This window comes from Intrasporangium flavum (genome assembly GCF_001956915.1).
Taxonomy (GTDB): domain Bacteria; phylum Actinomycetota; class Actinomycetes; order Actinomycetales; family Dermatophilaceae; genus Monashia; species Monashia flava.
The window spans coordinates 1-25561 of record NZ_MLJO01000043.1; the positions used below are offsets into that span (position 1 = coordinate 1).

24 protein-coding genes are annotated in these 25561 nt (G+C 72.0%); 8 read left to right on the forward strand and 16 right to left on the reverse strand.

Features of this window, described 5'->3' with window-relative positions; genetic code table 11:
- Positions 1-34: 34 nt before the first annotated feature.
- The 11 genes from dxr to BIV28_RS19475 form a co-directional block, all read right to left on the reverse strand.
- The gene (dxr, locus tag BIV28_RS19425; protein ID WP_076264178.1) at positions 35-1243 is read right to left on the reverse strand and encodes a 1-deoxy-D-xylulose-5-phosphate reductoisomerase; all 1209 of its coding nucleotides are present in this window, start codon (positions 1241-1243) and stop codon (positions 35-37) included.
- A gap of 58 nt (positions 1244-1301) precedes the next feature.
- The gene (locus BIV28_RS19430) at positions 1302-1823 is read right to left on the reverse strand and encodes a pyridoxamine 5'-phosphate oxidase family protein (protein WP_076264179.1); all 522 of its coding nucleotides are present in this window, start codon (positions 1821-1823) and stop codon (positions 1302-1304) included.
- A gap of 52 nt (positions 1824-1875) precedes the next feature.
- The gene (locus tag BIV28_RS19435) at positions 1876-3168 is read right to left on the reverse strand and encodes an SRPBCC family protein (RefSeq protein WP_076264180.1); all 1293 of its coding nucleotides are present in this window, start codon (positions 3166-3168) and stop codon (positions 1876-1878) included.
- Positions 3169-3178: 10 nt separating this feature from the next.
- Positions 3179-4204, reverse strand: a complete 1026-nt coding sequence (locus BIV28_RS19440) for a DnaB-like helicase C-terminal domain-containing protein (protein WP_076264181.1) — start codon at positions 4202-4204, stop codon at positions 3179-3181.
- A 91-nt stretch (positions 4205-4295) separates the two neighbouring features.
- Positions 4296-5780 (reverse strand): NAD-dependent succinate-semialdehyde dehydrogenase, encoded by a 1485-nt coding sequence (locus BIV28_RS19445; protein WP_076264182.1) that lies wholly within the window; start codon positions 5778-5780, stop codon positions 4296-4298.
- 98 nt (positions 5781-5878) lie between these two features.
- Positions 5879-7126: a saccharopine dehydrogenase family protein gene (locus BIV28_RS19450; protein WP_076264183.1), complete on the reverse strand. Its 1248-nt coding sequence runs from the start codon at positions 7124-7126 to the stop codon at positions 5879-5881.
- 6 nt (positions 7127-7132) lie between these two features.
- Entirely contained in the window at positions 7133-7927 is a 795-nt protein-coding gene (locus BIV28_RS19455; RefSeq protein WP_076264184.1) for an ABC transporter permease, read from the reverse strand.
- The gene (locus BIV28_RS19460; RefSeq protein WP_076264185.1) at positions 7927-8865 is read right to left on the reverse strand and encodes an ABC transporter permease; all 939 of its coding nucleotides are present in this window, start codon (positions 8863-8865) and stop codon (positions 7927-7929) included. The genes BIV28_RS19455 and BIV28_RS19460 overlap by 1 nt, the downstream gene beginning before the upstream one ends.
- Positions 8858-9979 carry an ABC transporter ATP-binding protein gene (locus BIV28_RS19465; RefSeq protein ID WP_076264186.1) on the reverse strand — a complete coding sequence of 374 codons (1122 nt, stop codon included), beginning with the start codon at positions 9977-9979 and terminating at the stop codon, positions 8858-8860. The genes BIV28_RS19460 and BIV28_RS19465 overlap by 8 nt, the downstream gene beginning before the upstream one ends.
- Positions 9979-11214, reverse strand: coding sequence for a polyamine ABC transporter substrate-binding protein (locus BIV28_RS19470; protein WP_076264187.1), 1236 nt, complete (start codon positions 11212-11214; stop codon positions 9979-9981). The genes BIV28_RS19465 and BIV28_RS19470 overlap by 1 nt, the downstream gene beginning before the upstream one ends.
- Positions 11215-11328: 114 nt before the next feature.
- Positions 11329-12777 (reverse strand): gamma-aminobutyraldehyde dehydrogenase, encoded by a 1449-nt coding sequence (locus BIV28_RS19475; protein WP_076264188.1) that lies wholly within the window; start codon positions 12775-12777, stop codon positions 11329-11331.
- A 114-nt stretch (positions 12778-12891) separates the two neighbouring features.
- Here BIV28_RS19475 and BIV28_RS19480 point away from each other — a divergent pair, with 114 nt between their 5' ends.
- From BIV28_RS19480 to BIV28_RS19490, 3 genes are all read left to right on the forward strand, one after another.
- On the forward strand, positions 12892-13419 hold the full coding sequence (locus BIV28_RS19480) for an Lrp/AsnC family transcriptional regulator (RefSeq protein ID WP_076264189.1): 528 nt from the start codon (positions 12892-12894) through the stop codon (positions 13417-13419).
- On the forward strand, positions 13416-14855 hold the full coding sequence (locus BIV28_RS19485; protein ID WP_076264190.1) for an aspartate aminotransferase family protein: 1440 nt from the start codon (positions 13416-13418) through the stop codon (positions 14853-14855). The genes BIV28_RS19480 and BIV28_RS19485 overlap by 4 nt, the downstream gene beginning before the upstream one ends.
- A gap of 169 nt (positions 14856-15024) precedes the next feature.
- Positions 15025-15801: a hypothetical protein gene (locus BIV28_RS19490; protein WP_076264191.1), complete on the forward strand. Its 777-nt coding sequence runs from the start codon at positions 15025-15027 to the stop codon at positions 15799-15801.
- A gap of 175 nt (positions 15802-15976) precedes the next feature.
- Here BIV28_RS19490 and BIV28_RS19495 read toward each other — a convergent pair whose 3' ends face one another.
- Positions 15977-16915 carry an AEC family transporter gene (locus BIV28_RS19495; protein WP_076264192.1) on the reverse strand — a complete coding sequence of 313 codons (939 nt, stop codon included), beginning with the start codon at positions 16913-16915 and terminating at the stop codon, positions 15977-15979.
- A 105-nt stretch (positions 16916-17020) separates the two neighbouring features.
- Between BIV28_RS19495 and BIV28_RS19500 the strand changes: the two genes are divergently transcribed.
- A complete protein-coding gene (locus tag BIV28_RS19500) occupies positions 17021-18133 on the forward strand; it encodes an LOG family protein (RefSeq protein ID WP_076264193.1) in 1113 nt (370 codons plus the stop codon).
- Here the strand turns inward: BIV28_RS19500 and BIV28_RS19505 are convergent.
- Positions 18117-20054: an acetate--CoA ligase gene (locus tag BIV28_RS19505; protein WP_076264194.1), complete on the reverse strand. Its 1938-nt coding sequence runs from the start codon at positions 20052-20054 to the stop codon at positions 18117-18119. The genes BIV28_RS19500 and BIV28_RS19505 overlap by 17 nt on opposite strands.
- 4 nt (positions 20055-20058) lie before the next feature.
- Positions 20059-21402: an MFS transporter gene (locus tag BIV28_RS19510; protein ID WP_076264195.1), complete on the reverse strand. Its 1344-nt coding sequence runs from the start codon at positions 21400-21402 to the stop codon at positions 20059-20061.
- 70 nt (positions 21403-21472) lie between these two features.
- Between BIV28_RS19510 and BIV28_RS19515 the strand changes: the two genes are divergently transcribed.
- A complete protein-coding gene (locus BIV28_RS19515) occupies positions 21473-22483 on the forward strand; it encodes a GlxA family transcriptional regulator (RefSeq protein WP_076264196.1) in 1011 nt (336 codons plus the stop codon).
- A 34-nt stretch (positions 22484-22517) separates the two neighbouring features.
- On the opposite strand, the gene BIV28_RS19520 is transcribed toward BIV28_RS19515, so the two are convergent.
- The gene (locus tag BIV28_RS19520; RefSeq protein ID WP_076264197.1) at positions 22518-22988 is read right to left on the reverse strand and encodes a hypothetical protein; all 471 of its coding nucleotides are present in this window, start codon (positions 22986-22988) and stop codon (positions 22518-22520) included.
- 154 nt (positions 22989-23142) lie between these two features.
- Between BIV28_RS19520 and BIV28_RS20370 the strand changes: the two genes are divergently transcribed.
- Genes BIV28_RS20370 through BIV28_RS19535 form a run of 3 tightly spaced genes read left to right on the forward strand, consistent with a single transcriptional unit; the run spans position 23143 to position 24349 of the window.
- Positions 23143-23373, forward strand: coding sequence for a hypothetical protein (locus tag BIV28_RS20370; protein WP_076264198.1), 231 nt, complete (start codon positions 23143-23145; stop codon positions 23371-23373).
- On the forward strand, positions 23370-24080 hold the full coding sequence (locus BIV28_RS19530) for a sigma-70 family RNA polymerase sigma factor (RefSeq protein WP_242653145.1): 711 nt from the start codon (positions 23370-23372) through the stop codon (positions 24078-24080). Before BIV28_RS20370 ends, BIV28_RS19530 begins: the two co-directional genes overlap by 4 nt.
- Entirely contained in the window at positions 24077-24349 is a 273-nt protein-coding gene (locus BIV28_RS19535; RefSeq protein ID WP_076264199.1) for a hypothetical protein, read from the forward strand. Before BIV28_RS19530 ends, BIV28_RS19535 begins: the two co-directional genes overlap by 4 nt.
- 16 nt (positions 24350-24365) lie before the next feature.
- Here BIV28_RS19535 and rlmN read toward each other — a convergent pair whose 3' ends face one another.
- Positions 24366-25520 carry a dual-specificity RNA methyltransferase RlmN gene (gene rlmN, locus BIV28_RS19540; RefSeq protein ID WP_076264200.1) on the reverse strand — a complete coding sequence of 385 codons (1155 nt, stop codon included), beginning with the start codon at positions 25518-25520 and terminating at the stop codon, positions 24366-24368.
- Positions 25521-25561: the final 41 nt, after the last annotated feature.

Here is a 25561-nt window from a genome sequence, read left to right on the forward strand (position 1 = left end):
TCGCGGAATACCTCGAATCGCGGAGGGCCTCGAGTCAGGGGGCTGCGACGAGGCGGTCGGCGGTGGCGCGGGCCCAGGCGTCGGCGGCGAGGACGTCCTCGAGCGTCAGCTCCTCGACGCGGGAGGCGGGCTCGGCGGCGTACGCGTCAACCACGCGGGCCACGGTGTCGACGATGTCGACGAAGCCGATGCGTCCGTCGTGGAAGGCGTCGACGGCCACCTCGTTGGCGGCGTTGTAGACGGCCGGCCACGTGCCGCCGGCCTCGCCGACGCGTCGGGCCAGGGCGACGGCCGGGAAGGCGTCGTCGTCGAGGGGCTCGAACTCCCACGACTGCGCCTTCGTCCAGTCGCACGGCACGTCGACGTCGGGCACCCGTTCGGGCCAGCTCATCCCGAGCGCGATCGGCACGAGCATCCGCGGCGGGCCGGCCTGGGCGATCGTCGAACCGTCGACGAATTCGACCATCGAGTGGATCATCTGCTGCGGGTGCACGACGACCTCGATGCGCTCGAACGGGATGTCGAAGAGCAGGTGCGCCTCGATGACCTCGAGCCCCTTGTTGACGAGCGTCGCCGAGTTGGTCGTGATGACCCGGCCCATGGCGAAGTTCGGGTGCGCGAGGGCCTGCTCGGGCGTGACGTCGGCCAGCTCGGCCCGACTGCGGCCGCGGAACGGCCCGCCGCTCGCGGTGACGACGAGCCGGCGCACCTCCACGGCTCGGCCACCCCGAAGGGACTGGGCGATCGCCGAGTGCTCGCTGTCGACGGGCACGATCTGGCCCGGCGCCGCCAGCGCCTTGACGAGCGGGCCGCCGATGATGAGCGACTCCTTGTTCGCCAGGGCGAGCGTCGTCCCGGCCCGCAGGGCCGCCAGGGTCGGCTCGAGGCCGATGGCGCCGGTGATGCCGTTGACGACGACGTCGGCCTCGCGCGCGGCGAGCGTCGTGCTCGCACCGGGGCCGGCGAGCAGCTCGGGCGCGTAGCCGGTGACGCCCGACGCGTCGGCGGCGGCCGCGAGGGCCGCGGCGAGGTCGTCGGTGCTCCCCGCCGCGACGGCGACGACCGGGACGCGCAGGGCCACCGCCTGCTCGGCGACGAGGGCCACGTTGGACCCGGCGGACAGGCCGACGACCTCGAACCGGTCGGGGTTGCGGCGCACGATGTCGATGGCCTGGGTGCCGATCGACCCGGTGGAGCCGAGCAGGACGATCCGGCGGGGGCTGGCGGTGGCGGCGGCGGTCACCCCCGCATTGTTCCGCACCGCCGGTCAGCGACCGCGGCGGGCGTCGGGCCCCCGAAGGTCAGGCCGTGACGCCGCGCGAGCGGAGCAGCTCGTCACGCTTGAACGCGTACGCCACCGCCCACGTCATCCGCATCCGGTAGAGCCGGATGTCATCCCCCCACGAGAACGGGCTGCTGCCGTAGTGAGCAGTCCAGTGCGCGTCGACGGCGTCGAGCTCGGGACCGGCAGGGATGCGGTCGGCGTAGCCGTGGCTGAAGAGGGCGAGCTCCTCGCCGTCGACGTGCGCGACGCTGACGGCCGGACGCCGCTCGAGGTGCCGTGCCTTGGCCGAGGTGCCGCTCGTGCCGAAGGTCCACGTGCCGTTGAGGAAGTGCCCGTCGAGGGCGCTGATGCGTGGCTCGCCGCCGGCGGTGACCGTGGCGACGCTCAGCACCTTCATCCCCGTGAGGAGCTGGGCGAGCTGGCGGGCCGTCAGCGTGCGATCGTCGGTGATGATGCCGCGCAGGTGGCCGGTGGCCCTGGCGTGCGAGCGGTCGAGGAGCTCCTGCAGGGCGTCGAGCTCGGCCTCGGTGTCGTCCATCCCCCGACGGTAGGCGCTGGGTCCGACAACGCACCCGACCGTCCGTGCGCCGTCACCACCACCCGAGGTCGCCGAGCGAGTCGACGTCGTAGTCGGCCCAGGTCCACCACGCCGACCGCGTCAGGTAGGGGCGCGCGGGGGCGACGACGTGCGGCGGTGGGAGCAGGACGCTGGAGGGCACGCTCGGACGCCCGCCCGGCACGGGGCCGGCGACGGCGTCCGTGACCACCTCCGGGGCGGCCGGCGCGTCGGGCTCCCCCGGCGGCGCGGACGGTGACCCGCCCGGCCCGAGCGACCCCCGCGAGCCCGGCGAACCCGGCGGCAGGAAGCCGGTGCGTGGGTCGCGCGGCGCCGCGGTACCGCCCTCCGCGAGCGTCCGCACCGTCTCGAGCCGGGCCCGCAGGAAGGCCGTGAGGGCCGAGGTGTCCGGCGTCGTGCCCGGCGTGGTCGGCAGCCACGCCGTCACGGTCTCGCGCAGCCGGCAGCCGTCCGGCGTCGGCTCCACGACCGTCTCGACGTCGCTCTCGCGCGGGGCGCTGAGGTCGCGCTCGACGATGCGCGTCGGCGCGGCCGACTCGACGAGCACCGACACACTGGCGGCGCGGCGGCCGTCGGCGCCGCGGTGCACGGCCAGCACGTGCTCGGTGCCGGGCGCGTCGGCGAGCTCGAGCCGGACGACGCGCTCGACGTCGGCGTGCAGCAGCGGCGCCGACGCCGGGTCGGCGAGGAAGGCCCACAGCCGGTCGGGCGTCAGGGTGAGGTCGACCGATGCGGACACCGTCACCGGCACGACGCCGGCGGCGACCGAGCTCGGCGTCGACGCGTCGCGCCGGTCGGGCACGGTCGCGGCCTCGGGCACGTCGCGCGGGCGTCCCTCGACGTCGGCCTTGAGCCCGAGCAGGCCGCGCGCGATCCAGGTGCGGGCGAACCCGGCGAGCGGGTCGCCGGGTGCCAGCCCGTCGAGCACCTGCGCCACGACCGTGCCGTGGTTGAGCGGTTCGACGGTCGTCGTCAGCTGGAAGGGCGCGGCGCCGTCGGCCGAGCGGGCCACGACGCGTCGCCCCGGGTCGAGGTCGACGACCGTCGACAGCCCGGCCCAGAGCCGCCCGTCCGAGCGGCGCCACACGCCGGCGAACTCGGGCAGCCCGGTCGGTTCGGCCCGCGGGAGCGCGAGGACGCCGACGCAGTCGACGCCGTGCTCGGCGTCGGGCGCCGGCGCGACGAGGGCCCGCCAGACGGCGTCGGGCGTCGACTCGACGAAGACGCGGTGGCTGACGTTGCGGGGCACGACCGTGACCGGCTCCTGTGCACCGCCGTCGCCGAGCAGCCCGCGCAGGAAGCCCATCGCCACGGCCTCAGGAGACGAAGACGCGCTCGTCGATGAGGCGCTCGGTGACCGCCTTGCCGATCGGGTCGAACCGGCCGTGCTCGAAGTCCTTGGCGAACTCGAGCTCGACGCCGGCGCGGCCGTGGCGGTTCTTCTCGATGCTGAAGACCGTCCACCCGCGGAACCGCTGGATGTTGCCGAGGTCGTAGACGAGGTGCTCGCGCGAGACGACGTCGACCTTGTCGTTGACGATGAGCACGACGTCGGCCTCGTAGGCCAGCGCCGAGGACCCGCGCAGGTCGTGGGTCCGCATGCGGTGGCCGCTGCCGAGGGCCTCCTTGTCGGCGGCCGAGATGGTGACGATCGGGACCCGGGCCGCGAGCGCGAGGTCCTTGAGGCCCTCCGCCACGGCGGTGACGCGCGCGTTCTCGTCCTCGCCGTCGACCGGGACCTTCTGGATGTAGTCGAGCAGGACGAAGGGCGCCTGCCCGGTGGTCTGGGTGACCCGCCCGATGACGGCCGCGATCTCCTCGAGCGAGGTTGTCGCACCGGAGGACTCGTGGATCTGGAGGCGGTCGCCGTAGCCGACGAGCGCGTCGTGGGCGGCGGTGCCGCCGGGCAGGTCGGCGAGCACCGAGGCGAGCGACGCTCCGCCCGAGCCGACCTCGAGGGCGCGCCGCACCTCGACGACGCCGGCGACGTCGCCCGCGTAGGCACCGCTCGCCTCCACGGCCTCCATCGAGATGAGCCGCTCGAGGAGCGTCCAGGACTCGTGCTCGTAGGAGAAGACGACGGCCGAGCCGCCCGCCGCCACGGCGTTGCGGGCCATCTGCAGACCGAGCGTCGTCTTGCCGTGCCCCGCCGGTCCGCCGAGGAGCACGAGCTCGCCGGCGCGGAAGCCGCCGGTCAGCGTCGCGTCGAGGACGGGGAACGCCGTCGGCCACACCTGGGCGCCGGCGACGCCGCCGCGTCGCAGCACGTCGTCGGTCTCGGTGAGCAGCGCGTCGAGCGCGCGCAGCGAACCGGCATCACGGTGTCCAGCAGGGGTGACCATGCGCACGATTGCACCACGGGACCCCCTCCCGTGACCGGGTTTTCACGCAGGACGCCGGGGCACCCGCAGGTGCCCCGGCGTCCGGTACGCGTCAGAGCGCGATGCCGACGTACTTCGTCTCGAGGTACTCCTCGATGCCCTCGAAGCCGCCCTCGCGACCGACGCCCGACTGCTTGACGCCACCGAACGGCGCGGCCGGGTTGGACACGATGCCCTGGTTGACGCCGACCATCCCGTACTCGAGCTCCTCGCTGACGCGGATGGCGCGGGAGAGGTCGCGGGTGAACAGGTAGGCCACGAGGCCGTACTCGGTGTCGTTGGCGAGCCGGACGGCCTCGTCGTCGTCGGAGAACGACGTGACCGGTGCGACCGGGCCGAAGATCTCCTCGCGGGCGAGGTCGGCGCCGGTGGGGACGTCGGCGAGGACGGTGGGCTCGTAGAACCAGCCGGCACCCTCGCGGGCCTTACCGCCGGTGAGGACGCGGGCCCCCTTGTCGACGGCGTCCTGCACGAGCGCCCCGACCTTGGTGCGGGCGTTCTCGTCGACGAGCGGGCCGACGTCGACGCCGTCCTCGGTGCCGTGCCCGAGGGTCAGCGCACCCATCCGCTCGGCGAGACGCGACGAGAACTCGCCGGCGAGCGACTCGTGGACGTAGAACCGGTTGGCGGCGGTGCAGGCCTCACCGATGTTGCGCATCTTGGCCAGCATCGCGCCCTCGACGGCCTTGTCGAGGTCGGCGTCGGCGAAGACGAGGAACGGGGCGTTGCCGCCGAGCTCCATCGAGACGCGCAGGATGCCCTCCGCGGCCTGCTCGATCAGCTTGCGGCCCACCGGGGTCGAGCCCGTGAAGGTCAGCTTGCGCAGGCGCGGGTCGCGGATGATCGGCTCCATGACGTCGCCGGTGTGGCTCGTCGTGACGACGTTGAGGACGCCGTCGGGCACGCCGCACTCCTTGAGGAGGTCGGCGAGGGCCAGCATCGTGAGCGGCGTCTGGCTCGCCGGCTTGACGACCATCGTGCAACCCGCGGCGATGGCCGGGCCGATCTTGCGGGTGCCCATCGCCAGCGGGAAGTTCCACGGCGTGATCATGAGCGTCGGGCCGACGGGCTGCTTCATCGTCATGAGGCGCGTCGCGCCGTTCGGGGCGGTGGACCACCGGCCGGAGACGCGCACGGCCTCCTCGGAGAACCAGCGGAAGAACTCCGCGCCGTAGGCGACCTCGCCCCGCGACTCGGCGAGCGTCTTGCCCATCTCGAGGGTCATCAGCGTCGCGAACTCGTCGGTGCGGGCGACGATGCGCTCGTAGGCGTCGCGGAGGATCTCGCCGCGGTCGCGCGGAGCCGTGCGGGCCCACTCGGCCTGGGCGGCCACGGCGGCATCGAGCGCGGCCCGGCCGTCCTCGACGGTCGCGTCGGCCACGTGGGCGATGACCTGGCCCGTGGCCGGGTCCTCGACCGCGATGGTCGCGCCGCTGCTGCTGTCGCGCCATGCCCCACCGATGAACAGCCCCTTGGGGACCGCCTCGACCACCGACTCGAAGGTCGACTTCACTGACTCCTGTGTCACGCCTGCCATGCTCCTCAGCCTAGGTCCCGTGCGGACCGGTTCTCTCTCGGGTGGTTCTGGGGTGGATCGCGGTGGATCGCGGGGTGTGGGGTGGGCCGCCGACGGCCTCAGCGGTCCTCGAGGCCCCACGGCGAGCCGTAGCCCTCGGGCTTCGGCGCCGCGAGCAGCTCGAGGAAGGGGACGGCGTCGAAGGCCTCGGGCCCGAGCACGCCGGCGCCCTTCCACGTGCCGCGGGCGAGCAGCTCGAGCGCGACGACCGGGTTGACGGCGGTCTGCCACACGACGCACTGGGCGCCGTAGTCGCGCATCGTCTGCTCGTTGTCGACGACGTGGAACAGGTACGTGCGCCGCGGCTGCCCGTCGGTGCCGGTGCCGGTGACGAAGAGCCCGGCGCAGGTCTTGCCCGTCATCCGCGGTCCGATGGTCGCGGGGTCGGGCAGCACGGCCGCGACGACGTCGCGCGGGCTCACCTCGACGCCCTTGACGAGCACCGGCTCGGTGCGGTCGAGGCCGAGGGTGTGCAGCACCTTGAGGATGCCGATGAACTCGTCGCCGAGGCCGTACTTGAAGGTCGCGCGCTTCGCCTCGACCCAGCGCGGCATGAGGAGGACCTCCTCGTGCTCGACGTTGACGCACTCGACCGGGCCGATGCCCTCCGGGAAGTCGAAGACCTCCGGCTCGCTGAACGGCTCGGTCGTGAACCAGCCGCGGTCCTTCTCCCACACGACGGGCGGGTTGAGGCACTCCTCGATCGTCGTCCACATCGAGAAGCTCGGGGCGAAGACCTCGTTGCCGTCGTCGTCGCGCACGACGAGGTTGGCGCCGTCGCGGGTGCCGAGCTCGTCGATCTCGGAGAACAGGTGGTCGGCGGCGTAGCGGGCGAACACGTCGGACAGCCCCGGTTCGACGCCGATGCCGACGAGCGCCAGGCGGCCGTCGGCCTCCCACTCCCCCGCCACCTCGAACTGCTCGTCGCCGAGCTTGACGCCGGTCTCGGCGTACGGTCGCTCGGGGTGCGGCCGGGACAGGCTCATCGCCATGTCGAGGTAGTCGGCCCCGGCAGCCTTGGCGCCGTGGAAGATCGGCAGGTTGAACTTCGGGTCGACGGCGTTGAACACGTGGGTGGCGCCGTGCTCGCGGGCGAGCGCGGTGATGGCACCGGCGTCCGACGCGTCGACGCGCGCCGCGACGAACCGCGTCTCTGCCGGGTGGCGCTCGACGACGGCTGCGACGGTGCGCTCGGCTCGCGTCGCGTCGTAGTCGGCGACGACCCACTGCTCGAAGAAGTCGCGCTCGGCGGCGATGCGCGCGGCGGCGTCACCGACCCCGCCGGAGCCGATCATGAGGACACGCACGAGGTATCAGGCCACCTGTCGGTTGCGTCGCCTCGACACGACCTGGCCGGTCATGACGACGACGAGGGCGAGCAGGAACATCAGGGTTCCGATGACGTATACCTGCACGGGCACGCCACGGGCTGACGCGCCCCAGACGTACATCGGGAACGTGATCGAGCTCGGGCTCGCGTTGAAGTTCGTGATGATGTAGTCGTCGAAGGACAGCGAGAAGGCGAGCAGGGCACCGGCCGCGATGCCGGGGGCGGCGAGCGGGAAGGTGACCCGCAGGAACGTCTGGGTGGGGTTCGCGCCGAGGTCGGCGGCTGCCTCCTCGAGCTTCGGGTCGAGGGTCGCGACGCGCGCCTTGACGGCGACGACGACGAACGACACGCAGAACATGATGTGGGCGATGAGGATCGCGCCTCGGCCGGACGGCACCCCGAGCATCAGGAAGAGCGTGAGCAGGCTCGAGCCCATGACGACCTCGGGCGTGGCCATCGGCATGAAGATGAGCAGGTTGGTCGCCGACCGGCCCCGGAAGCGGTAGCGCCCGAGGGCGAACGCGATCATCGTGCCGAGCACCGTGGCGGCGAGCGAGGCGATGACCCCGATCTGCAGGCTCAACCCGAGCGACTCGCAGATCCCTTGTGCTCCACACGGGTTCGTCCAGGCAGCAGTCGAGAACTCGTTGAAGTTGTAGTTGAACCGGCCCTTCGGCTCGTTGAACGAGAAGATCGCGACGACGATGTTCGGCACGAGCATGTACACGAGCACGAGCAGGCCGGCGACGGCGATGAGGTGCCGCTTGATCCAGGCCATCAGAGGAGCTCCTCCGTCCCGGCCCTGCGGACGTACACCATGACCATCGACACGATGGTGACGAGCATGATGAACGACAGGGCCGCAGCGAGCGGGTAGTCGAGGACGCGCAGGAACAGGACGTCGATGACCGAGCCGAGCATCGTGGTCTGCGTGTTGCCGAGCAGCTTGGCGTTGACGAAGTCGCCCGCCGCGGGGATGAAGGTCAGCAGCGTGCCCGCCACGACGCCGGGCAGCGACAGCGGCCACGTGACCCGCCGGAAGGTCTGCCACGGCGAGGCGTAGAGGTCGCCGGCCGCCTCGAGCAGACGTGGGTCGAGCCGCTCGAGCGAGGTGTAGAGCGGCAGGATCATGAACGGCAGGAAGTTGTACGTCAGGCCCATGATGACGCCGAACTGCGAGTAGAGCAGGGAGTCGTTGTTCGTCAGGCCGATCGCCTGGAGCAGGTCGGTGATGTGCAGGGTCCGTGCCACCTGCGTCACGAACCCGTCCTCGGACAGGATGGTCCGCCACGCGAGCGTCCGGATGAGGAAGCTGGTGAAGAACGGCGCGATGACGAGGACGAGGACGAGGTTCTTCCAGCGCCCGGCCTTCTGCGCGATGAAGTACGCGAGCGGGTAGCCGAGCAGCAGCGTCAGCAGCGTGGCCGTGCCGGCGTAGACGAGCGATCGCAGCATCTGCGGCCAGTACTGGCTGAACGCGTCGGCGTAGATGCCGACGTTGCCGGTGAAGACGTAGCCGTCGTCGACGTTGCCCTCCTGGAGGGACTGCGACGCGAGCGTGATCATCGGCGCGACGAAGAAGATGACGAGCCACAGCAGACCCGGCAGCAGCAGTGCGTAGGGCACCCAGTTGCGTCGGCGTCGGGGTGCCTCCGGAGCTGCAGCCGACCCCGACGGGTGGGCGGTGGCCGACGGGAGGACGGCCTGGTCAGCCACGCTCGTCCACCAACTCCGCGCCGGCCTCGGCGTCCTGCGACGCGTCGAGCGCGAAGCCGTGCTCGGCGGCCCACGAGACCGTGACGTTCTCCCCGAGGTTCGCCCGCGCCGTGCCGTCGTTCTGCTGGACGACGGCCAGCTCCTGGCCCCACGGCATCTCGACGCTGTACTGCGTCGCGACGCCGGTGAACGAGACGTCGCGCACGATGCCCCGCAGCCGGTTGGGACCGCCGGACTCGCCCAGGCGCAGCTTCTCGGGGCGCACGCCGAGCCACACGTCGCCACCGGCGTCGGGCAGGTGGTCGCGCACGACCTCCAGCTCGGCGTCGTGGCTGCGGACGCGGACCACGCCGTCGGTGCTGCCGCTTCCGATGACCGACGCTCGCAGCAGGTTCGACTGGCCGAGGAAGTTGGCCACGAAGGTCGACCGCGGGTTCTCGTAGAGGGTGGCTGGGTCGCCGAGCTGCTCCATCCGGCCCGCGTTCATGACGGCGATCCGGTCGGCCATCGTCATGGCCTCCTCCTGGTCGTGCGTCACGTGGATGAAGGTGAGGCCGACCTCCTGCTGGATCCGCTTGAGCTCCATCTGCATCTGGCGGCGCAGCTTGAGGTCGAGGGCCCCGAGGGGCTCGTCGAGCAGGAGCACGTCGGGACGGTTGACGAGGGCCCGCGCGAGGGCCACGCGCTGCTGCATCCCGCCGGAGAGCTGGGTGGGTCGCTTGCTGCCGACCTGGCCCAGCTCGACGAGCTCGAGCGCCTCCTGCGCCTTGCGCTTGGCGTCCTTGTCGCCGCGCCGCTTGAGGCCGAACATGACGTTGTCCACGACCGACATGTGCGGGAACAGCGCGTAGGACTGGAACACGGTGTTGACGTTGCGCTGGTAGGCCTTCGTGTCGGTGATGTCGTCCTCACCGATGCGGATGCGTCCTGCCGTGGGCGCCTCGAGGCCCGCGATCATCCGCAGCGTCGTCGTCTTGCCGCAGCCGGACGGGCCCAGCAGCGCGAAGAACGAGCCCGCCTCGATCGTGAGGTCGAGCGGCTGAACCGCCGTGAAGGTACCGAACTCCTTGGTCAGGCCGACGAGCTGGAGGTCGCCCTTTGCCGTGCCAGCCATCAGCCGGCCGTGACCGAGGCGAACATGCGGGAGTACTTCGTCTCCTCGGCCTCGGTGAGGCCGCGGAACACCTGGGCCCGGGCGAGCACGTCGGCGGGCGGGACGATGAGGGGGTTCTTGCCGAGCGACGGGTCGATCTTGAGCAGCTCGTCCTTCGTGCCGGCGACCGGCGCGATGTAGTTGACGTACGCCTCGACCTGGGCCATGACCTTCGGGTCGTAGTAGTAGTCGATGAGCTTCTCGGCGTTCTTCTTGTGCTTGGCCAGCGCCGGGATGACGAAGTTGTCCGACCAGAGGGTGAAGCCCTTCTCCGGCAGCGTGTACTGGATGTTCGGGTCGTCGAACTGCAGCTGGACGACGTCACCGGTCCACGCCACGCAGGCCGCGATGTCACCCTTGGCGAGGCCGTCGGTGTACTCGTTGCCGGTGAAGCCCTTGATCTGCCCGGCGTCCTTGGCCTGCTGGATCATGTCGATCGCAGCCTGGAAGTCGGCGTCGGTGAACTTCGAGATGTCCTTGCCCTGCTCCATCATCACGAGGCCGACGGTGTCGCGCATCTCGGTCAGCAGCGTCACCTTGCCCTTGAGCGCCGGGTCGGTGAGCAGCTGGGTGATCGTCGTGATCTTCTTGCCGCCGGTGGCCTTGAGGTTGTAGCCGATGCCGGCGAACCCGCTCTGCCAAGGCAGGGAGTAGAGCCGGCCCGGGTCGAACTCGACGTTCTTCAGGGAGGGTTCGAGGTTCTTGGCGTTCGGGATGTTGGCGAGGTCGAGCTTCTGCAGGTAGCCCTGGCGGATGAGTCGCGCGACCATCCAGTCGGTGCTGCACCAGACGTCGCGGCCGGTGTCCTTGCCCTGCTGCAGGAGCGGGCGCACCTTGGCGTAGAACTCGTCGTTGTCGAGGTAGTCCTCGGTGTAGTTGACCTTGATGCCGGTCGCCTTGGTGAACGCATCGAGCGTCGGACGGGTCTTCGTCTTGTCGTCGACGTCGATGTACTCGGTCCAGTTCGACCAGTTGACGAGCTTCTCGGTGTCGGACATGTCCTGCGCGGCAGCGGCCGTCTTCGACGCCGTTCCGGACGCTCCGCCGCTCGTCGGGTTCTTGCCCGCCGACCCGCACGCGGCGAGGAAGGCGGCTGCACCGACACCGGCGGCGCCCATCATGGCCGACCGGCGCGAGACCAGGCCCCGCATCAGGGCCGCGCGCAGGACCGGGTTGTCCAAGGACTTCTCGTTCATGGGTGACTACTCCAGGGGTTTCGATGGGTCACGGGGAGGATCGACGTCGACCCGGTCGTGCGGTGCCGGTGGCCCGGCGGATCGTGACGCCGCCGGGCGACCGGCGGAGCCGGTTCAGGACTCGATGTTGGCCATGACGTGCTTGATGCGCGTGTAGTCCTCGAATCCGTACATGGACAGGTCCTTGCCGTAGCCGGAATGCTTGAAACCCCCGTGGGGCATCTCGGCAACGATCGGGATGTGCGTGTTGATCCAGACGCACCCGAAGTCGAGCTTCTTGCTCATCCGCATGGCGCGTCCGAAGTCCTTGGTCCACACGCTCGACGCCAGGCCGTACTGGACGCCGTTGGCCCAGGCGAGCGCCTCGGCCTCGTCGGTGAACTGCTGGACGGTGATGACCGGACCGAAGATCTCGGTCTGGATCTGCTCGTCGTCCTGGCGCAGGCCGGCGAGCACGGTGGGCTCGAAGAAGAAGCCGTCACCGAGGCCCTCGGCGCGGCGGCCGCCGGCGGCCACGCGGGCGTGGTCGGGCAGGCGGTCGATCATGCCGCCGACGTGGGCGACCTGGTTCGCGTTGTTGACCGGGCCGAAGAGGGCGTCGGGGTCGTCGGGCAGACCGACCTTGGCCTCGTTCTTCGCGTACTCGGCGAGCGCGGCGACGAAGTCGTCGTGGATGCGCGGGCCGGCGAGCACGCGCGTGGCAGCGGTGCAGTCCTGGCCGGCGTTGAAGTAGCCGGCGACGGCGATGCCCTCGACCGCGGCCTCGATGTCGGCGTCGTCGAAGACGACGACGGGCGCCTTGCCACCGAGCTCGAGGTGGACGCGCTTGAGGTCCTTCGCCGCGCTCTGCGCGACCTGCATGCCGGCGCGGACCGAGCCGGTGATCGCCACGAGGGCCGGGGTCTGGTGCTCGACGACCATGCGGCCCGTCTCGCGGTCGCCGGTGACGACGTTGAAGGTGCCCTCGGGCAGGAACTCCGAGGCGAGCTCGGCGAGCAGCAGGGTGGTCTCCGGCGTCGTGTCGGAGGGCTTGAGCACGATGGTGTTGCCCGCGGCGAGCGCCGGGGCGATCTTCCACATCGCCATCATCATCGGGTAGTTCCACGGCGTGACCTGGCCGACGACGCCGATCGGCTCGCGGCGCACGAACGAGGTGTGGCCCTTCATGTACTCGCCGGCCGACTTGCCCTCGAGGACGCGCGCAGCGCCGGCGAAGAACCGGAGCTGGTCGACCATCGGCGGGATCTCCTCGCTCGCCGTGAGGGCGTGCGGCTTGCCGGTGTTCTCGCCCTCGAGACGGACGAAGTCGTCGGCCCGGGCCTCGATGGCGTCGGCGAACTTCAGCAGCGCGGCCTGGCGCTCGCCCGGCGTCGTGTCACCCCACGTCTCGAACGCCTTCGACGCGGCGTCGTAGGCCCGGTCGACGTCGCCCTGCGTGCTGACCGGTGCCTTCGCGACGACGGCGGCGGTGGCCGGGTTGACGATGTCGGTGGTCGCGTCGTTCTCGGGGTCGAGGTACTGGCCACCGATGAAGTTGCGGAGCTGGCGCGGCTGCGAAGTCATGTCGGAACTCTAAACAGAGTTCTGCGCAATGGTGAAGGGTTGCGTCGATAAAACTTCGGAATCAGTTGCGCGGGGGCTTGCCAACGCTGCGTTCCACAGGTCAAGATCGGGCCCATGACGACCATCCGAGGCGTGGCCAACGGGGCCAACGGGGCCAATGGGGCAAACGGCGGTGCCAAGCGGTCTCGCCGCGGCGTCAACCTCGACGACGTCTCCAAGACGATCATCGAGCTGCTCCAGCAGGACGGCCGCAAGTCCTACGCCTCGATCGCCACCGAGGTCGGCCTGTCCGAGGCGGCGGTGCGCCAGCGCGTGCAGCGCCTCCTCGACGCCGACGTCATGCAGATCGTCGCGGTGACCGACCCGCTCCAGGTCGGCTTCCAGCGTCAGGCGATGATCGGCCTGCGCGTCACCGGCGACATGACCGCCGTGGCCGACGCGCTGTCCGACATGGACGAGGTGTCCTACGTCGTGACCACTGCGGGCAGCTTCGACGTGCTCGCCGAGGTCGTCTGCGAGGACGACGACCACCTCCTCGAGCTGCTGACCAAGCGGATCCGCACCCTCGAGGGCGTGCTCGCCACCGAGACGTTCGTCTACCTCAAACTCAACAAACAGCTCTACAACTGGGGAACACGATGAGCATCAACCCGAACGAGGTCTGGGAACCGGCGTCGGACCAGCGCACCCCCGCGGGCACGCTGTTGTCGGATGCCGCGCGCGATCACCTGTGGATGCACTTCACGCGCCACTCGGTGTTCGAGGACCCCGGGGACGGTGGCCTGGGCCACTCCGTGCCGATCATCACCCGCGGGCAGGGCTGGAAGATCTGGGACGACCGGGGCAACGAGTACATCGACGGCCTCGCTGGTCTCTTCGTCGTCCAGGTCGGCCACGGCCGGGAGGAGCTCGCCGAGGCGGCGGCCAAGCAGGCCAAGGAGCTCGCGTTCTTCCCGCTGTGGAGCTACGCGCACCCCAAGGCCATCGAGCTGGCCGAGCGCCTGGCGGCGAAGGCACCCGGCGACCTCAACCGCGTCTTCTTCACCACCGGTGGCGGCGAGGCCGTCGAGACCGCGTGGAAGCTGGCAAAGCAGTACTACAAGCTGACCGGCAAGCCGACCAAGCACAAGGTCATCTCGCGGGCGGTCGCCTACCACGGCACGCCCCAGGGCGCCCTGTCGATCACCGGCATCCCGGCGGCCAAGGAGATGTTCGAGCCGCTCGTGCCTGGCACGTTCCGGGTGCCGAACACCAACCAGTACCGCGCCCCCGAGCACCTGCGCGACGACGAGAAGGCCTTCGGCCGCTGGGCCGCCGACCGCATCGCGGAGGCCATCGAGTTCGAGGGTCCCGACACCGTCGCGGCCGTGTTCCTCGAGCCGGTGCAGAACTCCGGTGGCTGCTTCCCGCCGCCGGCCGGCTACTTCGAGCGGGTCCGCGAGATCTGCGACGAGTACGACGTCCTGCTCGTGTCCGACGAGGTCATCTGCGCCTTCGGCCGCATCGGCTCGATGTTCGCCTGCGACGACTTCGGCTACGTGCCCGACATCATCACGTGCGCCAAGGGCATGACGAGCGGCTACTCCCCCATCGGCGCGATGATCGCCAGCGACCGCCTCTTCGAGCCGTTCAGGAAGGGCACCGACTACTTCCCGCACGGCTACACCTTCGGCGGGCACCCGGTGTCGGCGGCCGTGGCCCTGGCCAACCTCGACATCTTCGAGCGCGAGGGCCTCAACGACCACGTCAAGCAGAACGCCCCGGCGTTCAAGGCGACGCTCGAGAAGCTGCTCGACCTGCCGCTCGTCGGTGACGTCCGCGGCGCCGGCTACTTCTACGGCATCGAGCTCGTCAAGGACAAGAAGACCCGCGAGACGTTCAACGACGCCGAGTCCGAGCGGCTGCTGCGTGGGTTCCTGTCCAAGGCGCTCTTCGACGCCGGCATCTACTGCCGCGCCGACGACCGCGGTGACCCCGTGGTCCAGCTCGCCCCGCCGCTCATCATGGGCCAGGAGCAGTTCGACGACATCGAGTCGCGGCTGCGCTCGGTGCTGACGGAGGCGGAGAACCACCTCTGACGCGTCGCGCCCGTCGCGCTCACGCGTCAGGACGTCCCGGGAGGGGACGGCGGCCGAGGGGCCGGTCACCGAGGAACGGTGACCGGCCCCCGGTCGTTTCCCGGGTACGTGACCGGCGACCGCCGCCGGCACCCCGTCGCCACATGTGACGCCGACGCAAGGAGACGACATGGGATTCCTCGACCGACTGCTGGGCCGTGAGCCGCAGTCCCGACCGGCCGCGGGCCAACCGGGGTGGGGCGGGGCCGCGAGCGCCCCGGCCCCCACCGGTGCCCCGTATGCCGCCCCCGGGGCCGACCCCTACGCGGTGCCCGCGCCGCGCGGTGGTGCCTCCACCGAGGACGAGCGCGCCATCGCCCGCTACCGCTACCTGCTGCGCACGGCGCCGCCGGAGGACCTCGAGCGCGTCCACTCCGACGCGTTCGCGCAGCTGTCCCCCGAGCAGCGCCAGATGGTGCTCCAGCGGCTGACCGAGGACCTCCCCGAGTCCGAGCGCCCGCGCAGCGACGCGCCTGCCGACCTGGCCCGAAGCGCCACCCGCGCCGAGCTGCGCCGGCCCGGCTACCTGCAGGGTGCCTTCGCCGGTGGTGGGCGCGGCATGGGCGGCGGCATGGGGATGGGCGGCATGATCGCCGGCTCGATGCTCGGCACCATCGCCGGCGTCGTCGTCGGGTCGGTCGTGGCCGACGCCCTCTTCGACGGCTTCGACCAGTCCCCCGAGGCCGCCCAGGCCGGCGAGGGTGACGGCTCGGCCGACGCGTCCGACAGCGGCGACGCCGGTGGCGCGGGCGACACCGGTGGTGACGTCGGGGCCGGCGACGCCGGTGGCGACGTCGCCGCGTCCGGCGAGGGCTTCGGCGGCGGCGACCTCGGCGACTGGGGTGGCGGTGGCGACCTCGGCGGCGACTTCGGTGGTGGCGACTTCGGCGGCTTCGGCGACTTCTGACCCCCGTCGAAGCCGGCCGGGCCGCCGCGAGTCCGGCTCCAGGCCTGACCCCGCAACACACCGAGTAGTCGCCAACCCGTTCGGGTTATTCCACCCGGACTTGGCAGCTACTCGGTGTGTTCCGGGGGTGGGGGTGCTTCGGGGGGGGTCAGAATCCGAACGCGGAGCGGCCCCGTCAGACGCCGGCGAAGGCGTGGAAGAGCGCCGCGATGCCGAGGATGACCGGGATCGAGGCGAAGGTGCTGACGAAGATGACGTCGCGGGCCAGGTTCACCTCGCGGCGGTAGCGCACCGCGTAGGTGAAGATGTTCTGCGCCGTCGGCAGCGCGGCCGTGACGACGACGGCGAACAGCGCCTCGCCGCGCAGCCCGAGGGCCAGGCCGACGCCGAGCGCGACGGCCGGCATGAGCAGCACCTTGAGGCCGACGATGGACCACACGTGCTCGGCCGCGCGGCCCGTGGCCGGTCGTGGGCCGCGCCGCAGCGAGATGCCGAACGCGACGAGCATCGACGGCACGGCCATGCGCCCCAGCAGCTCGATGGGGTCGGCGATCACCCGCGGCAGCTGCACGTCGAAGACCGCGATGAGCAGGCCGGCGATGGCACCGAGGGTGATGGGGTTGCTGAACATCCGACGGAACGACTGGAGCAGGCGCGGTCGCTCGCCGCGGGCGTCGCTGTCGAACAGGGCCATGTAGACCGGGGTGATGACGAGCAGCTGCATGAGCAGGGTCGGGGCGACCCACGCGACGTCGCCGAGCACGTAGAGGGCGATCGGGATGCCGAGGTTGCCCGCGTTGACGTACGCCGCGGACAGGCTGCCGATGAGGCGAGAGCCGAGCGACCCTCCGGCCCAACGGAACCGGGCGATCGCCAGGTAGATGCCGACGATCACGGCGAAGCTGATGAGCGAGGTGACGAGGTTGGCCGACAGGACGGCGTCGAGGGGCGTGCGCTGCATGACGGTGAGCAGCAGCGCGGGCGAGGCGACGTGGAAGGCCAGTCGCGAGAGGGTCACCTGCGCGCTGTCGTCGAGGACGCGTCGGTCGGCGAGCAGCCAGCCGACCGCGACGATGATGGCGATCGTGGCGAAACCCTCGAGGACACCGAGCACGCCGTGATCCTCGCAAACCCGGCACCGTCCCGTGACACCGGTCCGCCCACCGGCACGCCGCCGCGCTGAACGGCCGGCGGCGCTGCATGACGGCAGGATGACGCCATGGAGATCGAGAGCCTCGACGCGCTGGAGGACCACCTCGACGACGGCACGCCCCTGGGTGGCCTGCGCCTGCAGGACCTCGACCTCACGGGGTTCGCGCAGCGCTTCGCCGAGCACACCGACCTGACGGGTCTCGTCGTCCTCGGTGGCACGGTGCCGGCCGAGGTCGCCGAGGTGCTGCTGCGCCGTGGCGCCATCGTCTTCCCCGGCATCGCCGACGCTCCGGTCGACCCGTGGCGGGGCCTCTACCGACCCCAGGACCTCTACGCCGGGCTCGACGCCGGCTACGAGGCCACGCCCGACGCCCGGGCCTACCGGTGGTTCGTCGACGCCCACCTGCGCACCGACGCCTACTGCACCCTCGTGCGGGCCATCCACGACGACACCGTCACCGACGACCTCGACGAGCTCGTCGCCGGCCGGTCGGTCGTCGGCGTCATGGGCGGCCACCGCGTCGAGCGGGGCACCGACGCCTACGCCGCCGCCGCCCGACTCGGGCACCGGCTCGCCGCCGACGGTCACCTCGTCGCCACCGGCGGAGGGCCCGGCGCCATGGAGGCGGTCAACCTCGGCGCGCTCTGCCGCGACGCAGCGACGCTCGAGGACGCCCTGGTCCGCCTGGGCGCCGTGCCGACCGTCCGCCCGTCGGTCACCGACTGGGCGCGCCTGGCCCTCGACGTGCGGGCCGACGTCGTCGGCGACGAGCCGCTCGTGCCGACCGACCTGCTCGGCCCGACGGCGCGCTCGCTCGGCATCCCGACGTGGTTCTACGGGCACGAGCCGCCGAACGTCTTCTGCGACGCGGTCGCCAAGTACTTCTCGAACGCGATCCGCGAGGACGGGCTGCTCTCGCGCAGCACCGCCGGCATCGTCGTCCTCGGCGGTGCGGCGGGCACGGTCCAGGAGATCTTCCAGGCCGTGACGCCGCTCTACTACGCCCTCGACGACGCGCCGCTGCCGCCGCTCGTGCTCGTCGGCCGGCGCCAGTGGACGGTCGACGTGCCGGTCTGGCCGACCCTGAGCGCCCTGGCCGCCGACCGCCGGATGTCCGGGTCGGTGCACCTCGTCGACGACATCGCCGAGGTGCCGGAGCTGCTCACTCCGGCGCGGTGAGCACGGGGGCCAGGGCGTCGAGCACGGACGGGTCCTCGATCGTGGCCGGCACCACGGTCTGCTTGCCGTCGGCCATCTCGCGCATCGTCTTGCGCAGGATCTTGCCCGAGCGGGTCTTGGGCAGCGCGGCGACGATGTCGACGCGGTGCAGGGCCGCGACGGGTCCCACCTCGCCCCGGACCCGGGCCACGAGCTCGCGGCGGATGCGCTCGCCGTCGGCCTCGGCATCGACCCCCGACTTGAGCACGACGAGGGCGCGCGGCACCTGGCCCTTGAGGTCGTCGTGGACGCCGATGACGGCGCACTCGGCGACGGCCTCGTGGCCCGCGAGCGCGGCCTCGAGCGACCCGGTGGACAGGCGGTGCCCGGCGACGTTGAGGACGTCGTCGGTACGGCCCATGACGAAGAGGTAGCCGTCGTCGTCGAGGTAGCCGCCGTCGCCGGTGAGGTAGTGACCGGGGTAGGCCGACAGGTAGGACGAGACGTAGCGCTCGTCGTCGTGCCAGAGCGTCGGCAGCGTGCCGGGCGGCATCGGCAGCCGGAGGCAGATGGCGCCCTCGGTGCCGGCCGGGACCTCGTTGCCCTCGCTGTCGAGCACGCGGACGTCGTAGCCGGGCACGGCCACCGTCGGCGAGCCGGGCTTGATCGGCAGCAGCCCGATCCCCTTGGGGTTGGCGGCGATCGGCCACCCTGTCTCGGTCTGCCACCAGTTGTCGACGACCGGCACGCCGAGCGCCGCGGAGGCCCACTCGTAGGTGTCGGGGTCGAGCCGCTCCCCCGCGAGGAAGAGCGCCCGGAACCGCGACAGGTCGTGGTCGGCGACCTTCGACGCGGTCGAGTCGTCCTTCTTGATGGCGCGGAAGGCGGTGGGGGCCGTGAAGAGGCACACAGCGCCGTACTCGGCGATGACGCGCCAGAAGGCCCCGGCGTCGGGCGTGCCGACGGGCTTGCCCTCGTAGAGCACGGTCGTGGCACCGGTCAGCAGCGGGCCGTAGACGATGTAGGAGTGGCCGACGACCCAGCCGACGTCGCTGGCGGTGAACATCGTCTCGCCGGGCCGGACGTCGTAGACGTTCTCCATCGACCACCGCAGGGCCACCGCGTAGCCGCCGCTGTCGCGGTAGATGCCCTTGGGCCGGCCCGTCGTGCCGGAGGTGTAGAGCACGTAGAGCGGGTCGGTGGCGGCCACGCTGGTGCACCCCGCCGGCTCGGCGTCGTCGTACACCTCGTCCCAGGTCATCTCCTCCCAGTCGGTGTCGCGCTCCCCCACGGCCGCCGGCGACTGCTCGCGCTGGAGCACGATGACCGACTCGGGCTTGTGGCTGCTGCGGTCGAGCGCCGCGTCGAGCATCGGCTTGTACTCGACGATGCGCGTCGGCTCGATGCCGCAGCTGGCGCTGACGACGACCTTGGGCTCCGCGTCCTCGATGCGGGCCGCGAGCTCCTGCGGCGCGAAGCCGCCGAAGACGACCGAGTGCACCGCACCGAGACGGGCGCACGCCAGCATGACGACGACGGCCTCGGGCACCATCGGCATGTAGACGACGACGCGGTCACCCTTCTCGACGCCGAGCCCGGCGAGCGCGCCGGCGAACCGGGCGACGCGGTCGAGCAGCTCGCTGTAGGTCAGCGTCGCCTTGGTGCCGGTGACGGGCGAGTCGTAGTGCAGGGCCGGCTGGTCGCCGCGGCCCGCAGCCACGTGCCGGTCGAGGGCGTTGAAGCAGACGTTGAGCTCGGCGTCGGGGTACCAGCGGTAGAACGGCGGCGCGCCGTCGTCGAGGACGCGCGTCGGTGGGGTGACCCAGTCGACCGCCTCGGCCGCCTTCGCCCAGAACCTTTCCGGGTCCCGGAGGCTCGAGGCGTGGAGCTCTCGGTAGGCCGCGAACGCGGCTGCGGTGCCGTCGGTGCCGTCGCTGGTCATGGCCTCACTGTGCCGCCGGCACCGCGTCCGCGCCAGAGTCCGTGCGCCGAGGTGACCCATCTGACAGACGAGCGGTCGTGATCGCGCCGCACATGAGCGCGGCGGCCAGGCAGAGCGCCCCGGCGACGTACCAGGCCAGGTCGTAGGTGCCGAACTGGTCGCGCACGAGGCCCGCGCCGACCGCGGCGACCGCCGCACCGAGCTGGTGGGAGGCGAAGACCCAGCCGAAGACGATCGGGGCCCGCTCCCCGTAGGCGAGGCGGCACAGGGCGATCGTCGGCGGGACCGTCGCGACCCAGTCGAGGCCGTAGAAGAGGACGAACGCCAGCATGTTCGGGTGCATGTGGTCGCTGAAGAGCGACGGGAGCAGGAAGAGCGACCCGCCGCGCAGCGTGTAGTAGGCGGCGAGGAGGACGCGTGGGTCGACGCGGTCGGTGAGCCAGCCGGAGAAGACCGTGCCGACGATGTCGAAGACGCCGACGAGGGCGAGCAGGCCCGCGGCCGTGGTCGTCGGCATGCCGTGGTCGTGGGCCGCCGGGATGAAGTGCGTGCCGACGAGGCCGTTCGTCGAGGCGCCGCACACGGCGAAGCTGCCGGCGAGCAGCCAGAAGACGCGGGTACGCGCTGCGTCGCGCAGGGTGCCGAGGGCCAGGCGGGCCGGGTGACCGGTGGGCCGGGGCGGACGGCCGATGGGGGTTCCGGCCGGCGCGCCGTAGGCGGTGACGCCGAGCACGCTCGGGTGGTCGTGCAGCTTCCACAGCACGAGCGGGACGACCGCCAGGGCTGTGGCCGACGTCGTGACGGCGGCGGTGCGCCAGCCGTGGTGCTCGGCGAGCCAGGCCAGCACCGGCAGGAAGATGAGCTGGCCCGTGGCCCCGGCGGCGGTGAGGATGCCCGTGACGAGCCCGCGCCGCGCGACGAACCAGCGGCCGGTGACGGTCGCGACCAGTCCCATCGACATGGCCCCGGTGCCCATCCCGACGACGATCCCCCAGCAGAGCACGAGCTGCCACGACTGCGTCACCCAGATCGGCAGGAGCGAGCCGATGCTGACGAGCAGGAGCGCGACGGCGACGATCCGCTGGATGCCGAGCCGCTCCATGAGGGCCGCGGAGAAGGGGGCGGCGAGGCCGAAGAGCACGAGGTTGACCGAGACCGCCGCGCCGATGACACCCATCGGCCAGCCGAACTCCTCGTGCAGCGGGGTCATGAGCACGCCGGGCGTCGAGCGGAAGCCGGCGGCCCCGATGATCGTCAGGAAGGTGACGACGGCGACCCACCAGGCGGGGTGGACGCGTCGGGCGGAGTCGCGGCGGGCCGCGGCGGCGGAGCGGTCGGTGAGGGTCACCGGACCACTGTGCCGGTGCGGTCCTCGCCGGACGAGTGACCAGATGGACAACATGTGAAAGGATCTGGCCATGTCTGCTCGCCCCGGCCGGCCACCGCACCGCGTCGTCGTCCTTGCGCTCGAGAACGTCGTGGCCTTCGAGCTCGGCCTGCCCCACCGCTTCCTGCGCGCCGCGGCCCTCGACCCCGGCTGGCCGGCTACCCCGACTGGCGCCCCCCTGCCGTACGAGGTGGCGATGTGCACGCTCGACGACGGCCCGGTCACGACGTCCGCCGGCTACCAAGCGCTGCCGACGCACCCCAGCTCCCTTCTCGCAGAGGCCGACACGGTCATCGTGCCGGGCATCTACGGCGGGGTCGTCGACACCGGCACCGTCCCCGAGGCACTCCGCGACCTCGCGGCCACGGTGCGCCCCGACGCCCGCTGGATCTCCATCTGCACCGGCGCCTTCGCCCTCGCCGCGCTCGGCCTGCTCGACGGGCGCACGGCGACGACGCACTGGTGCCACGTCGACGCGTTCCGCCGGCATTTCCCGCAGGTCCGCCTCGACCCCGAGGTCCTCTACGTCGACGAGGGCGACGTGCTGACCTCCGCCGGCAACGCGGCCGGCATCGACCTGCTCCTGCACCTCGTGCGCTCCGACCTCGGAACCGAGGCCGCCAACCGGGTCGCCCGCAGCGCCGTCGTCGCCCCGTGGCGGGCCGGCGGGCAGGCCCAGTTCATCGACCGCCCCGTGCCCGACGAGGTCGACGCCGGCACCGGGCCCACGCGCGTCTGGGCGCTCGAGCGGCTCGGCGAACCGCTGGGCCTGGCCGACCTCGCCCGCCACGCCGGCATGAGCGTGCGCACGTTCACGCGTCGGTTCCGCGACGAGACCGGCGAGACCGCGGTGACGTGGCTGACCCGCGCTCGCGTCGACCGGGCCCGGCACCTGCTCGAGACGACCGACCTGCCGGTCGACCGCGTCGCCGCCGAGGCAGGTTTCGGCACGACGGCCTCGCTGCGCCAGCACCTCTCAGCAGCGGTCGGCGTCTCTCCCCTCGCCTACCGGCGCACCTACCGCGAGCCCGACTCCGCTTGAGCCGCAGCCTCTCCCGGCTCGCACGCGCTTCGCGTCACGAGGCCCGAGCACGCCCCCACGGCACCGGGCGGCGGTCGTACACCACGGCAAGACGGCTCAACGCCACAGCGGCGAGCAGGAGGCCGAGGTCGCGCAGGGCGATGTCGCCGTACCCGCCCACGAGCAGCAGGTTCACGATGATCCCCGCCAGCCACACCGCGACGACCGGCGCCCCGAGACGCGGCCACACGGCGACGACCACGCCCGCCACGATCTCGACGACGCCCACGACGTACATGGTCTGGTGCACGGTGAGCGGCGACAGGTGGGCCAGCTGCGGCGCGAGGTACCGGTCCCAGTCGACGAGCAGGTGGGCGAACTTGTCGGCTCCGAAGACGATCGGCGCCACCGTGAAGGCGGTGCGGAGCACGAGGTAGGCCTGACGGGCCGGATCGGGGCGCCCCGCGGCGTTCGTGGCGTCGGTGAGATCGCCGGGCCGAGACGGGGCTGGATGTGTGCGGGACATGGGGACTCCTCGTGGTGTGGCAACGGGATGGCGAACGGCTCGCGACCCGTTGCACGCGAGGGCGCCTCCGGGTTGCGACACCTGCTTGGTGTCCCCCACCGGCCGGGTCTTACCGCGGCGGTAAGGGCGCCCACGCCGGCGACACCAATGAGGCATGACCATCCACTCGACCCGCGTCGCCGGGTGCGGGGCCGCGGGACCACCCGTCGACGTGACGGCGTGGCGCCGGTGCCGGCTGCTCGAGGCCGGCTTCGACGCCGACCTCGCCGGCCGGCTCGCCGCGGACCGACGCGTCGACGTGCACGCCCTGCTGCAGCTCGTCGACCGAGGCTGCCCGCCGGTGCTTGCCGCGCGCATCCTGTCCCCGGAAGGATCGACCCCGTGACCATCGCCGACGCCGACGGCGCCGCCCGCCCGGCCCTCGAGGCCGACGAGCGGCCGGCCGGCCACGCGCGTCCGGACCGAGATCGCGACTGGGTCACCGACCTCGCCGGCGCCGGCGCGCGGCACGAGGAGGCGTTGCGCGAGTTGCGCGAACTGCTGGTCAGGGCGTGCCGGCACCAGGTGTGGCACCTGCGTGCCCAGCTGCCCGGGGTCGGCGCGGTGGTGCTCGAGGAGCTTGTCGAGGGCGCTGCCGACGAGGCGCTCGTCGCGGTGCTGGCCAGGCTCGACACCTTCGAGGGCCGTAGCCGGTTCACCACGTGGGCCTACAAGTTCGGCATCCTGCACGCCGCCAACGAGGTGCGCCGCCGGGCCTGGGCCACCCGCGAGGTGTGCCTGCCCGACGACGCCGCATGGACCGACACGGCGGCCGGCCCGGAGCACCACGCCGAGGCCGCCGACCTCGCCGCGGCCGTGGCATCGGCCCTCTCGGACGCGCTGACGCCCTACCAGCGCCGGATCGCCGTGGCGCTCCTGCTCGACCAGGTGCCCATCGACGTGCTCGCCGAACGCCTCGGCACGACGCGCGGGGCGCTCTACAAGACCCTCAGCGTGGCGCGAACCCGGATCCGCCACCACCTGACGGCCACCGGACACCTGTCATCGGCCGGTCCACCAGCCGGTGCGCCGACCAGCGGGGAGACACCATGACATCCACACCCCGACCGCTGACGCCCGACGAGGTCCGGGCGCTGACCCTGCCGACGGAACCCTGGCTGTCGTGCGAGGACTGCTTCGCCCTCGCCGACCGGTACGCCGAGGCCCTCGTCGAGGACCCCGGCACCGGGCAGCTGCCCGAGATGCTCGTGCACCTGCACGCCTGCTCCGCCTGCAACGAGGAGGCCGAGTCGCTGGTCCGGCTCATCGCCTCCGACGTGGGAGTCGACCCGGCGCCCGCGCTGGCGCGGCTGCGCGGCTGACCGGCGGGCGCAGGCCTCAGGCGGTGGCGGCGGCCAGCTGGCCGCAGGCGCCGTCGATGTCCTGGCCGCGGGTGTCGCGGACCGTCGTCGGCACGCCGTGGGCACGCAGCCGCTCGACGAAGTTCTGCTCGACGCCGGGGCGCGAGGCCGTCCACTTCGAGCCCGGCGTCGGGTTGAGCGGGATCGGGTTGACGTGCACCCAGCCCTTGCCCCGCGCCGCGAGCTTCTCGCCGAGCAGGTCGGCGCGCCAGCCGTGGTCGTTGATGTCGCGGATGAGGGCGTACTCGATGGAGACGCGCCGGCCGGTGGCCTCGTAGTACCGGTACGCGGCGTCGAGGGCCTCGTCGACCTTCCACCGCGTGTTGATCGGCACGAGCTCGTCGCGCAGCTCGTCGTCGGGCGCGTGCAGCGAGAGCGCGAGCGTGACCGGGATGCCCTCGGCCGTCAGCTTGTCGATGCCCGGGACGAGGCCGACGGTCGACATCGTGATGCCGCGCGCCGACATGCCGAGGCCGTCGGGCGCGGGGTCGGTGAGGCGCCGGATGGCGCCGATGGAGGCCTTGTAGTTGGCCAGGGCCTCGCCCATGCCCATGAAGACGACGTTGCTGACCCGCAGCGGGTGCTCGCGGTCCTCGTCGTCACCCCCGGCGAGCTCGCCGCGACGCAGCGCCCGCGCCGCCCACACGACCTGCTCGACGATCTCGCCGGCCGACATGTTGCGGGTCAGGCCCGCCTGGCCGGTGGCGCAGAACGGGCAGTTCATGCCGCAGCCGGCCTGGCTCGAGATGCAGATGGTGACGCGCTTCGGATACCGCATGAGCACCGACTCGACGATGGCGCCGTCGTGCAGGCGCCACGCGTACTTCATCGTCTGGCCGTCGTCGGCGACGCGCTGCACGATGGGCGTCAGCAGCGTCGGGAGCAGGTCGGTGACGAGGTCGGAGCGCACCGCCTTGGGCAGGTCGGTCATCTCCTCGGGGTCGTCGACGAGCCGCTCGAAGTAGTGGGTCGAGAGCTGCTTGGCGCGGAACCCCTTGTGGCCCAGCGACTCGACGGCCTCCTTGCGCTCGGCCGGCGAGAGGTCGGCCAGGTGCCTCGGCGGCTTGCCCCGACGCGGCGCACGGAAGGTCAGCTGGCCCGGCTCGGGTCGGGCCGTCGTCGGCTCCGGCAGCGCGACCGGCGTGCCGGCCGAGGTGCCGGCCGAGGTGCCGG